12 protein-coding genes are annotated in these 10,690 nt (G+C 71.7%); 3 read left to right on the forward strand and 9 right to left on the reverse strand.

All coding sequences use genetic code 11. From position 1 onward, the window contains the following. Nucleotides 1-2: 2 nt before the first annotated feature. From E1293_RS38930 to E1293_RS38965, 8 genes are all read right to left on the reverse strand, one after another. A complete protein-coding gene (locus tag E1293_RS38930) occupies nucleotides 3-428 on the reverse strand; it encodes a MerR family transcriptional regulator (protein ID WP_132203808.1) in 426 nt (141 codons plus the stop codon). A 41-nt stretch (nucleotides 429-469) separates the two neighbouring features. After that, on the reverse strand, nucleotides 470-1,555 hold the full coding sequence (locus E1293_RS38935; RefSeq protein WP_132203810.1) for a beta-propeller domain-containing protein: 1,086 nt from the start codon (nucleotides 1,553-1,555) through the stop codon (nucleotides 470-472). 64 nt (nucleotides 1,556-1,619) lie between these two features. Next, nucleotides 1,620-3,818, reverse strand: coding sequence for a carbamoyltransferase HypF (gene hypF / locus E1293_RS38940; RefSeq protein ID WP_132203812.1), 2,199 nt, complete (start codon nucleotides 3,816-3,818; stop codon nucleotides 1,620-1,622). Between the two features lie 148 nt (nucleotides 3,819-3,966). Continuing rightward, nucleotides 3,967-4,602 carry an SRPBCC family protein gene (locus E1293_RS38945; RefSeq protein ID WP_132203814.1) on the reverse strand — a complete coding sequence of 212 codons (636 nt, stop codon included), beginning with the start codon at nucleotides 4,600-4,602 and terminating at the stop codon, nucleotides 3,967-3,969. Then, the gene (locus E1293_RS38950) at nucleotides 4,599-4,958 is read right to left on the reverse strand and encodes an ArsR/SmtB family transcription factor (RefSeq protein ID WP_132203816.1); all 360 of its coding nucleotides are present in this window, start codon (nucleotides 4,956-4,958) and stop codon (nucleotides 4,599-4,601) included. Before E1293_RS38950 ends, E1293_RS38945 begins: the two co-directional genes overlap by 4 nt. Nucleotides 4,959-5,004: 46 nt before the next feature. Further along, a complete protein-coding gene (locus E1293_RS38955; protein ID WP_132203818.1) occupies nucleotides 5,005-5,595 on the reverse strand; it encodes an FMN reductase in 591 nt (196 codons plus the stop codon). Continuing rightward, nucleotides 5,592-6,671, reverse strand: a complete 1,080-nt coding sequence (locus E1293_RS38960) for an LLM class flavin-dependent oxidoreductase (RefSeq protein WP_132203820.1) — start codon at nucleotides 6,669-6,671, stop codon at nucleotides 5,592-5,594. The genes E1293_RS38955 and E1293_RS38960 overlap by 4 nt, the downstream gene beginning before the upstream one ends. Before the next feature lie 79 nt (nucleotides 6,672-6,750). Next, the gene (locus E1293_RS38965) at nucleotides 6,751-7,659 is read right to left on the reverse strand and encodes a MerR family transcriptional regulator (RefSeq protein ID WP_132203822.1); all 909 of its coding nucleotides are present in this window, start codon (nucleotides 7,657-7,659) and stop codon (nucleotides 6,751-6,753) included. Nucleotides 7,660-7,749: 90 nt separating this feature from the next. Here E1293_RS38965 and E1293_RS38970 point away from each other — a divergent pair, with 90 nt between their 5' ends. Continuing rightward, entirely contained in the window at nucleotides 7,750-8,517 is a 768-nt protein-coding gene (locus E1293_RS38970) for a maleylpyruvate isomerase family mycothiol-dependent enzyme (protein WP_132203824.1), read from the forward strand. Here E1293_RS38970 and E1293_RS38975 read toward each other — a convergent pair. Then, nucleotides 8,514-9,116 (reverse strand): YceI family protein, encoded by a 603-nt coding sequence (locus E1293_RS38975; protein WP_132203826.1) that lies wholly within the window; start codon nucleotides 9,114-9,116, stop codon nucleotides 8,514-8,516. The two genes, E1293_RS38970 and E1293_RS38975, sit on opposite strands and share 4 nt — an antisense overlap. An 88-nt stretch (nucleotides 9,117-9,204) precedes the next feature. Between E1293_RS38975 and E1293_RS38980 the strand changes: the two genes are divergently transcribed. Together E1293_RS38980 and E1293_RS38985 are read left to right on the forward strand one after the other, a co-directional pair. After that, nucleotides 9,205-10,008, forward strand: a complete 804-nt coding sequence (locus E1293_RS38980) for a universal stress protein (protein WP_132203828.1) — start codon at nucleotides 9,205-9,207, stop codon at nucleotides 10,006-10,008. Between the two features lie 173 nt (nucleotides 10,009-10,181). After that, a partial coding sequence (locus tag E1293_RS38985; protein ID WP_132203830.1) for a CHAP domain-containing protein occupies nucleotides 10,182-10,690 on the forward strand: 509 nt, incomplete at its 3' end.

Here is a 10,690-nt window from a genome sequence, read left to right on the forward strand (position 1 = left end):
GGCTAGTGCGGGTGGGCTTCCTGGAGCGACCGGCCGGCCAGGCGGGCGGTGAGGAGGCCGACGAAGTTGGGGCAGTCCATGACGTCCTCGTGAGGGCAGCGCATGCCATGTTCGATGGCGTCGCGGGCCGCCTGCGCCTTCGCGATCTGCTCGTCGAGTTCGGCCTGCTTGCGCCGGGCGAGCCGGCGCCACTCGTCCGGATTCCCGCGTGCGGCCAGAAGGGTCTTCTGCTCGGCCAGGGTGAACCCGGCGTCGCCGAGCAGGAGGATGGCTCCGACCAGCGCGACCGCCGATTCGGGATAGCGCCGCCGGCCCGAGACCCGGGCGGGCGCGGGGAGCAGCCCGATGTCCTCCCAGTAGCGCAGTGCCGAGGTGGCGACACCGCCCCGGCGCGCCAACTCCCCGATGGTCATCGAATGCTCGGCCATGGTGATCTAAAGCGTACTTGAAGTGGCGGATCCGCCGCCCGTCAATAGGCGTAGGCGACGGTGCAGCCCGAGCCGCCGCTCGAGTTCATGAAGCCGCCTTCGACCACTCGGCCGAAGGCGTCGAGGCCGTCCAGGCAGGCGTATCGGGGTCCGTCACGCGTGACGACATCCATGACCATGAGGGTGTTCGGCTTGACCCTGATGGTCTTGGTGACCTTCATCGGCTTACCGGCGGTGAAAGAGAAGAGCATGATGCTCGAAGGTGCTTTCATCGTGCCGTAGCCCGTCCGGCCGTCCGGGTTCATGACGGCGCTGGTGACCGCACCGGGCCCTGCCGGTTGCCGGAAGAGGACGCGGCCGGCGCGGAGATCAGTGCCCGCCTTGGCGGTGTCGAGGGCGTGCACGGTGACGTTTCCAACATCGCGTTTGTATGGGGCGCCCGGTCGGCCCGTTGCCGGACGGACGTCACTGAGGGTGTAGCCGAGCGTGTGGTCGTCGCGTGCCCAGACGATCTCTCCGACCACGGAGGGCGCGGCCGTGGTCCAGGTTCGGCGGTGGCCCGAGCCGATGTCCATGACGGTGACGGTGGCGCGCGGCTCCGCGGTGTTCGTGCAGGGAGTCGTCGCGTAGGCGATCCTGTCGCCGTCCGGGCTGATCGCCAGACCGTCTGCGCGCGCCGGGATGACGTCCTCGCTCAACGGCTCGATTTCCTTCACATGGCCGTCACCGGTGAGGCCGAAGCGATACAGCCGGGACTCGCATGCCTTCTCTTGAAGCGAGGAGACCGCGAACGTTCCGTGTGGTCCCGCGAGAATTGCCTGGGCGCTACCGGCCGAGGACGGTGGAGGGACGCTGTCCACCGGCTTCACTTTGTCCTGCTGAATTGTGCTGACCTGGAACCAGGGCGTAGGTCCGCCCTCCGAAGAAGTGCCGCCCATTCGGCCGGCCGCCAGGGTGAAGCGCGGCATTCGCCGGCCGTCGTGCGACAGGGCGGATGCGGTGTCCCCGTCCGCGAACAGCTGGACCGCGCCGATCGAGGCGGCCACGGAAAGGGCGAGAGCGAAAGGCGCGGCCCACCGCCGTATCCGCCAGGAGATCGGTTCGCGTCCGTTCGGTTCGTCCGGCATCAGATGATCATGTCGCCTCCGCGGACGCGGTGTGGCCGCTTTCCGCGAAAGACCGGTCTCGCGATCAGCCGCGGGCGGTGGCGACGGCGGCCTGGCCGAGGCTGATGCCGCCGTCGTTGGGCGGGACGCGATGGTGGGTCAGCACCTCGAAACCCTCGCCGGTCAGGCCGGAAACGGCGCGTTCGAGCAGGAGCATGTTCTGGAACACACCGCCGGAAAGCGCGACCGTGCCGAGTCCGGTTCCCGTTCTGATGCGGGACGCCGCCGTGACGATGAGGGCCGCGACGGCATTGTGGAATCGCGCGGCGATGGCCGGGACCGGGACGCCCGCCTTCATGTCGGCCACGACCGCGTCCAGTAGATCGCCGCCCGCGACGGTGAACTCGGACGTGCCGTCGAGCGAGACCGGGTAGGCCCCGCGTTCGGTGGGGTCGGCGTGCTGTTCCAGCTCGATGGCGGCCTGGCCTTCGTAGTTGACCCGGTCGCGGACGCCGAGGACGGCGGCGACGGCGTCGAACAGGCGGCCCATGCTGGACGTCAGCGGCGCGTTCACGCGGCTCCGGGCCATGGCGGCGACCGTGGACCAGCCGGGGCGCTGAGCCACCGGGAGGTCGTCCGGGACCCCGTAGGCGGCGGCCATGCGCCACGGTTCGCGGATCGCGGCGGCGCCGCCCGGGAGTGGAACCGGTTGCAGATGCCCGGCGCGCTGGAAGTCGCGAAGGTCGGCGACCAGGAACTCGCCGCCCCAGAGCGTCCCATCCGTGCCGTATCCGGTGCCGTCGAAGGCGACCCCGATCACCGGGCCGTCCACGCCGTTGTCGGCGAGGCAGGACGCGATGTGCGCATGGTGGTGCTGGACGGCGGCGGACGGCAGGTCCTGGTCGAGCGCGTACTTTGTCGACAGGTACTCGGGGTGCGGGTCGTAGGCGATGAGTTCCGGCGCGATGTCGAACAGCCGCCGGAAGTGCTCGATGCCCTCCTCGAAGGCGCGGAGCGTCTCGTGGTTCTCCAGGTCGCCGATGTGGTGGGAGACGAACGCCCGGCCGTCGCGGGTGAGGCAGAACGTGTTCTTCAGTTCCGCGCCGCACGCCAGCACGGGCCGTCCTGCGGCGATGGGGACGGGTTCCGGCGTGTAGCCGCGTGACCGGCGCACCGGCAGCGTCCTGCCACCGAAGACCCGGACCACCGAGTCGTCGGTGCGCGTGTGGATGGCGCGGTCGTGAAGGAGGAACCCGTCGGCGATGCCGCCGAGGCGTGACAGGGCCTCGTCGTCGCGGTGGGCGATCGGCTCGTCCGAGACGTTGCCGCTGGTCAGCACCAACGGCTCGGTGACGAGGAGGTGGTGCAGCGGGGTGTAGGGCAGCATGACGCCGACGTCCCGGTTGCCGGGCGCGACCGCGTCGGCGAGGTCGGCCTCCGGGCGGCGGCGGGCCAGGACGATCGGCCGCCGCGGGCCGGTGAGCAGCGCCTCTTCGGCTTCGGAGAGTTCGCAGAGCACCCGGGCGGCGGCCAGGTCGGGGACCATGACCGCGAACGGCTTGTCCTCGCGATGCTTGCGGGCGCGGAGCGCGGCGACCGCGCCGTCGTCCGCCGCCCGTGCCGCCAGGTGGTACCCGCCCAGTCCCTTGACGGCGAGGACGGCGCCGTCCGCGAGCATCGCCTGCGCGCCGGCCAGCGGATCGCCGGTGGCCGGCCGCAGCGTGAGGGACGGGCCGCAGGACGGGCAGCACACCGGCTGGGCGTGGAACCGGCGGTCGCCCGGATCCTCGTACTCGGCGGCGCACGGCCCGCACATCGCGAACCCCGCCATGGTCGTGTTGGGACGGTCGTACGGGACGTCCTTGACGATGGTGAAGCGCGGCCCGCAGTTCGTGCAGTTGGTGAACGCGTACCCGTGGCGGCGGTCGCGCGGGTCACGCATCTCGCGGAGGCAGTCGTCGCAGGTCGCGGAGTCGAAGGACACCAATGCCCGGCGCTCCCCCGACGCGTCGCTGCCAACGATGGTGAAGCCGCCGCGTCCGTCCGCGGCCAGCTCCCGGGTGGTGACGCGCTCGACGACGGCGAGCCGCGGCGGACGCGTGCGCAGCCCGTCCAGGAACCGCCCGACCTCGTCGGGTGCGCCCTCGACTTCGATGAACACGCCGCCCGCGTCGTTGCCCACCAGCCCGGACAGGCCGAGGCCGGTCGCGAGCCCATGCACGAACGGCCGGAACCCGACGCCCTGCACGACCCCCTCGACGCGAACGCCGACCCTGACCTCCACCCCGCCATTCTGCCCCGCCAGGACGCGCTGACCAGGGACGGGACAGCGGAGGGCGTGTCCGCGGGCTACGGCTCAGCGACAGGGAGAGGCTGCGCGGCTCGCAATCCCCACCGAAGGCGCGCCATCCGGAAGCGTGGCGATACGCGGATCATTCCGCGTTCCCGGTGTAGGCGGCGATGGTGCGGTCCGCGCACGCGCGGGCGACGGACTGGTCGGCGCCCGACGCGACGTGCGCCGTGAACCAGGCCTCGCCGCTCTGCCGGCTGAACTCCTTGCCCTCGTCCGTCGCGGCCCAGTCGGGGCCGACCTCGTCCGGGGCGCTCTCCCCGGACGCCAGGTGCAGGGCGAGGCCGAGGAGGCCCATGTCCCAGCCGATGCCGACGGCGCCCGGTCCGAACTGGTTCCACGTGTCGTCGTCGACGTGGGCGATGTGCTCCAGTTCGAAGCGCGCCCTGCCGTCCGGCTCCGGCGTCAGCCGCACCTCGACCCAGCTGGTCTGGCCGCCGTACTCCCAGGTCGCGGAGAAGCTCTTGGGCGGGTCGCAGGTCTCGATCGTCCCGCCGGCGTTGCCCTCGAACTGGTAGCGGCCGCCGAGCCGCAGGTCGCCGGAGATCGGCAGGAACCAGCGCGGGATGCGCTCGGGGTCGGTGACGGCGTCCCACAGGTCCTCGACATCGGTGTCGTAGACCTGGCTGACCACCGCGGTCCGCGCGGTCCCGGCCTCCAGCACCCGCTCGCCGACCTTGCGGCGGACGGCGTTGACCTGCCCCGTTACTTCGATCATGGCTCGCTCCCTGGGTCGTGCCCGGTCGTCTGACGGCGTGCGCGCTTGCCGCGGGCGATCTCGGTCGCCAGGGCGTCCAGATGCGGCGTCCAGAACCCGCGGAACCGGTCGAGCCAGGCGTCGACCTCCCGCAGCGGCGCGGAGTCGACGGCGTAGAGCCGGCGCGTCCCCTCCGCCCGGACGACGGCGAACCCGCCGTCGCGCAGCACCTTCAGATGCTGCGACACGGCGGGCTGCGAGATCCCGAACTCCTCCCGGATGACCGCGGTCACCTCACCTGACGACCGCTCGCCGTCGGCGAGCAGCTCCAGGATCCGGCGCCGCACCGGGTCGCCCAGTACATCGAACGCGTGCACGGCTCCAAGTTACAGCCTTCGCTTATATAAGCCAAGCCTTAAGAAGCTACCGGCGCGCCAGGAGCTCCTCGAACGGGACCGGGGCGTCGTACGGGCCCGGCTTCGGCGGGGCCGGGCGGGCCGACATCAGGGCGGCCAGCTCGGTGCCGGCGCGGGTGATGCGGTCGGGCAGGGCGGTCTCCCCGCTCCCCCAGTCCTCGGACGCCGCGTACACGCCGGTCGGGGCGGCGCTTGCGCGCAGGTAGGCGAACAGCGGGCGCATCGCGTGGTCGATGGCCAGGGAGTGCCGGGCCGTGCCGCCGGTCGCGCCCAGCAGGACCGGCGTGCCGTCCAGCGCACCGTCCTCCAGGACGTCGAAGAAGGTCTTGAACAGCCCGTTGTAGGACGCGTTGAAGATCGGCGTCACGGCGATGAGGCCGTCGGCGTCCGTGACCGTTTCGACGGCGGCGCGGAACGTCCCGGACGGGAAGCCGGTCAGGGTCGCGTCGACCATGGCGTGCGCATGGTCGCGCAGGTCGATCGTCTCGACGGTGACGTCCGGCAGGGCGCCGGACGTGGCCGCGGCCAGCCGGTCGGCCAGCAGGCGGGTCGAGGACGGCTGCCCGAGTCCGGCGGAGACGACGGCGAGCGTGGTCATCGAACCTCCTCGACGAGGCGGGACGCGTGGGTGGGGGCGGTCGCGGGGACGTGCGCCGGGCGCAGCGACTCGAACTCCTTGCGCAGCACGGGGACGACCTCCTCCCCCAGCATGTCGATCTGCTCCAGGACGGTCTTCAGCGGCAGCCCCGCGTGGTCCATCAGGAACAGCTGGCGCTGGTAGTCGCCGAAGTTGTCGCGGAACGTCAGCGTCTTCTCGATGACCTGCTGCGGGCTGCCGACCGTGAGCGGCGTCTCGGCGCTGAACTCCTCCAGCGACGGGCCGTGCCCGTAGACGGGGGCGTTGTCGAAGTACGGGCGGAACTCGCGGACGGCGTCCTGCGAGTTCTTCCGCATGAACACCTGCCCGCCCAGGCCGACGATCGCCTGGTCGGCGGAGCCGTGCCCGTAGTGCTCGTAGCGGCGCCGGTACAGGCCGATGAGCTGCTGGAAGTGCTCCTTGGGCCAGAAGATGTGGTTGGCGAAGAAACCGTCGCCGTAGTAGGCGGCCTGCTCGGCGATCTCCGGGCTGCGGATCGAGCCGTGCCAGACGAACGGCGGGACGCCGTCCAGCGGCCGCGGAGTGGAGGTGAACGACTGCAGCGGCGTGCGGAACTCGCCCTCCCAGTCGACGACGTCCTCGCGCCAGAGCCGGTGGAGCAGGTGGTAGTTCTCGATGGCGAGCGGGATGCCGTCGCGGATGTCCTTGCCGAACCACGGGTAGACGGGCCCGGTGTTGCCGCGCCCCATCATCAGGTCGACCCGGCCGCCGGCGAGGTGCTGGAGCATCGCGAAGTCCTCGGCGATCTTCACCGGGTCGTTGGTGGTGATCAAGGTGGTCGCGGTGGACAGGATCAGCCGCTCGGTCCGCGCCGCGATGTAGCCGAGCATCGTGGTCGGCGAGGACGGCACGAACGGCGGGTTGTGGTGCTCGCCGGTCGCGAAGACGTCGAGGCCGGTCTCCTCGGCCTTGTCCGCGATCGCGACCATGGCCTGGATCCGCTCCGCCTCGGACGGGACGCGTCCGGTGGTCGGATCCGGCGTGACATCGCCGACCGTGAAGATCCCGAACTGCATGCCGCCCTCCAAATAGTAGAACTTTCAATTATCTTACCGAACCGGCGGCCGGCGACGGGTATTCCTGATCCGTCAGGAGTCAGGCGACGGCCCGTTCGAGAGCGTCGACGAGCCAGGTGTTGACCGTCCCGGCGGTGGCGGTCTCGCCCGTGACCTCGCCGAAGAGCGTCCAGTAGCGGCGGAGCCGCGGATCCTGCTCCATGGCGACGGCGGGCAGCAGGGCGCGCCGGAAGCGGGGCGTGTCGCGTTCGCCGCGCCCCGCCGCGTGGGCGGCGACGAACCGGTCGAGGGCGAGGCCCGGGGACGGTTCGCGTCCCGCGGCCACCAGCGGGGTTGCCAGCTCCATCGCCTCCCGGGCGCCCGCGATCAGCGCCGGCTCGTCCCGGACCCACTCGGCGTTCACCCGGCCCTGCATGCGCAGCTCATGGAGCAGCCGCCGGTCGCCCGCCAGCGCGACCATCCCCGCGTAGGCGACCACCTGCCCGGGCGCCGGATCGGCCGGCGGCTCCGGGACGCTCATCCCCAGGAACTCCTCCACCGCCGCGTCCGGCAGCGGGACGAGGATGCGGCGGCGCCAGAACTCCCGCAGGACGTCGCGCGCGGCCGGGCCGTCCTGCACGGCGGCGAGCAGGTCCAGCCGCGCCGCCTGCCCCGCCGGGGCGGCCTCCTCGACCGCGCGCAGGGACGCGCGGCGCCAGGCGAGCGCGGCCAGTCCGGCGTCCGCGGCGCGCCGTTCGACGGTGACGGCCTCGGCCAGCGAGCGGTCCCCGGTGAGGACGGCGACGATGCCGGGCAGCCCGAGCCCGAGGCCGCGCAGCCGCCGGACGAGCCGGAGCCGGTCCACGGCGGAGGCGTCGAACCGGCGGTGGCCGCCCGCGCTGCGCCGGGCGTCGAGAATGCCCTCGTCGCAGTAGAAGCGGATCGTGCGGACGGGCACGCCGGTCAGCGTCGCGAGATCGCCGATCCCGATCGATGTGTCGTCGGTCACATCCAGTTGAACCTCCACCGGGCTGGAGTTCCTACTCTACGAACGCGACGCGACCGAGAAGGGACGCCACCGAGAGAGAGGACCGGGACGATGGATGTGATCGAAGCCGAGCGATTCAGGGACGGGCTGCGCGAGCACACCCGCGGGCTCGCCGAGGCGACCGCCGTCATGGACCCGTCCGCCCAGGTGAGGACCTGTCCGGAGTGGACGATGCGGGATCTGGTCGGGCATGTCGGCCAGGCGCACCGGTGGGCCGCCCACCTGGTCCGGACGGGAGGCACCGAGGTCGTCGACGAGCTGCCGCGCACGACCCCGGACTCCTCCGCCGAGTGGTCCGGTTGGCTGCGCGACGGCGTGGAGGACCTGATCGGCGCGCAGGAGGCCGATCCGGACGGGTCGGTCGAGCATCCTCTGCTCGGGACGCGGTCGACGCTGATGTGGCTGAGGCGCATGACGCACGACACGTCGGTCCACCGGGTGGACGCGGCGCTGACGGCGGGCCTGCCGTACTCGATCGAGTCCGGTCTCGCCGCCGACGCGATCAGCGAGTTCCTCGGCCTGCTGGCCAGTGGGGCCTCGGCGCGGTTCAAGCCCGAGCTCGCCGAGCTGCGCGGGGACGGCGAGACGCTGTGCGCGCGTCCGGCGGAGCCGTCCGTTCCGGGATGGGTGATCACCCGGACGGCCGGCGGCCCGGTCTGGGAGCGCGGGACGGGCGATGCGGGCGTGACCGTCGCCGGGCCCGTCCAGAACCTGCTGCTGGTCTTCGCCCGGCGCCTCGCCCCGGACGGCGCCGCCGAGGTGAAGGTGACCGGCGACAGGTCGCTGCTGGACCACTGGCTGGCCCATACCGCGGTCTAGGCCGGCGTGTCCGCGGCCGTCGCGCTCGCGTCCGTGGTGGCGAAAACGGCCTGGATCTCCAGCGCGATCGCGATCTCGTCGCCGAGCATGACCCGGTCGCCCTGCAGCGGCACGTTGAACTCGATGCCGAAGTCGCGGCGGCTGATCGACGCGGTCGCGGTGAAGCCCGCGCGGACGCCGCCCCACGGGTCCGCGCCGACGCCGTGGAACTCGGTCAGCAGCCGGACGGGACGGGTCACGTCCTTGATCGTCAGCTCGCCGTCCAGGTGGTAGCGGGGGGTGCGGGCGCGGCGGCCGATGCTGGCACGTTCCACTCCGGTGGCGGTGAACATCATGACCGGGTGCCGCCGGACGTTCAGGAAGTCGGCGGACCGGACGTGCTCGTCCCGTTCGGCGCTGCGCGTGTCGATCGAGCCCATCCGGATCTCCGCGCGGGCGGTGGAGTCGAGCGGATCGTCCGCGATCACGACCTCGCCCCCGAAGTCGGGGAACGAGCCGCGCACCGTCGTCATCAGGTGCCGGATGGTGAAGGTGATCTCGGAGTGGACCGGGTCGATGGTCCAGCGACCGGCCTCCAGGTCGGACACCTCGGCGCCCATGAATATCCCCCCAAATATCGCTAACCAGGTGAAACTACCCTAAACACCCCCTGGTCTGCGCACGCTCTCCGGGGGAATGCTCAGGGGCATGATCGGTGAACACGTCCTCGCCGGATACGTCAACGACGCGAGCGGGCGGGAGGCGCTCGGCCTCGCGCGCGGCATCGTCGCGCTGACCGGCGGCCGGCTGAGCATCGCGACCGTCCACCCGCCGGACCTGCCGGCCGCGGCCGGCGAGGCGCAGGCGGTCCTGGACCAGTTACCGGACGTTCTGGACGGGCGGCCCGCGGACCTGTTCGTCCAAGAGGGGCGCAGCGTCGGCCGCGGGCTGACCGTGCTCGCCAGCCGGATCGGCGCCGACCTGATCGTCGTCGGCTCCCCCGAGGGCGGCGCCCGCGGCCGCATCGGCGTCGGCGCCGCCGCCGACCACCTGCTGCACTCGGCGACCGAGGCCGTGATGCTCGCCCCGTCCGGCTACACCCCGCCGGAGGAGCTGGGCCGCATCGCGGTCATGTACGTCCGGCGTCCCCAGTGCGACGAGGCCGTCATCCGCGCCGCCCAGGCCGCGGACCGGTTGGAGGTACCGCTCCGGCTGGTCACCCTGGCGATCGGCGAGGTGAACGCCGAGCGCCTCCGCGACGACCTCGCGCTCGCCATCCGGCTCGCCCTGGACTCGGCCGACCTGCTCCCGGAGGAGGTCTCCGCCGAGGTCGCCGAGGGCGACGACGTCGCCGACGCCCTGGACGACGTCGACTGGCCCGAGGACGAGCTGCTCGTGTGCGCGTCCAGCGAGGACGCCGCCGCCCACCGGGTCTTCGTGGGCGAGGTCGCGCTCAAGGTCCTGCGCGCCGCACCGTGTCCGGTCACCGTCCTCCCGCGTGGCTACTACTGAGTAGTCCCTTTTGGCCGGTTCTGTGGATCGGCTTGCCGACCAGCGTTTACCTTCGCTACATTCCGTCGAGATCGGAACGTGACCTTGAGGCGCCGCCGGCGGACGATGGCACGGTCCGACCCCCCGGTCGGGCGCAACCCTGCCCGGACGAGCGAGGTGCGGCAGGGAGCGTGATGGACGCGATCGGCAAGAAGCTGCTCGACATCGCCCAGAAGGAACTCGGCTACACCGAGAAGGGCGACGGCTACACGAAGTTCGGCAACTGGTACGCCGAGCACGTCGACGGCGACCACGACGAGTACTTCAAGACCGCCCCCTGGTGCGACATGTTCCTCGCCTGGGCCGCCGACAAGGCCGACGTCACCGACCAGGCCGGGCAGTTCGCCTCCACCATCGACCACGCCAAGTGGTTCAAGAAGAACGACGCCTGGGGCCACGACCCCGAACCCGGCGCCATCGTCTTCTACGACTGGAACGGCTCCGGCGACATCGACCAGGTCGACCACGTCGGCATCGTCGAGAAGGTCGACGGGCACACCCTCCACACCATCGAGGGCAACGCCGACGGCTACAAGCTCATGCGCAAGACCCGCGACATGGACGCCGTCGTCGGCTTCGGCTACCCGTCCAAGATCAAGGTCGAGGCCAAGTACACCCCGCGGCACGCCGCCCCCGCCCCCAC

Origin of the sequence: Actinomadura darangshiensis (assembly GCF_004349235.1) — a bacterium.
Classification (GTDB): domain Bacteria; phylum Actinomycetota; class Actinomycetes; order Streptosporangiales; family Streptosporangiaceae; genus Spirillospora; species Spirillospora darangshiensis.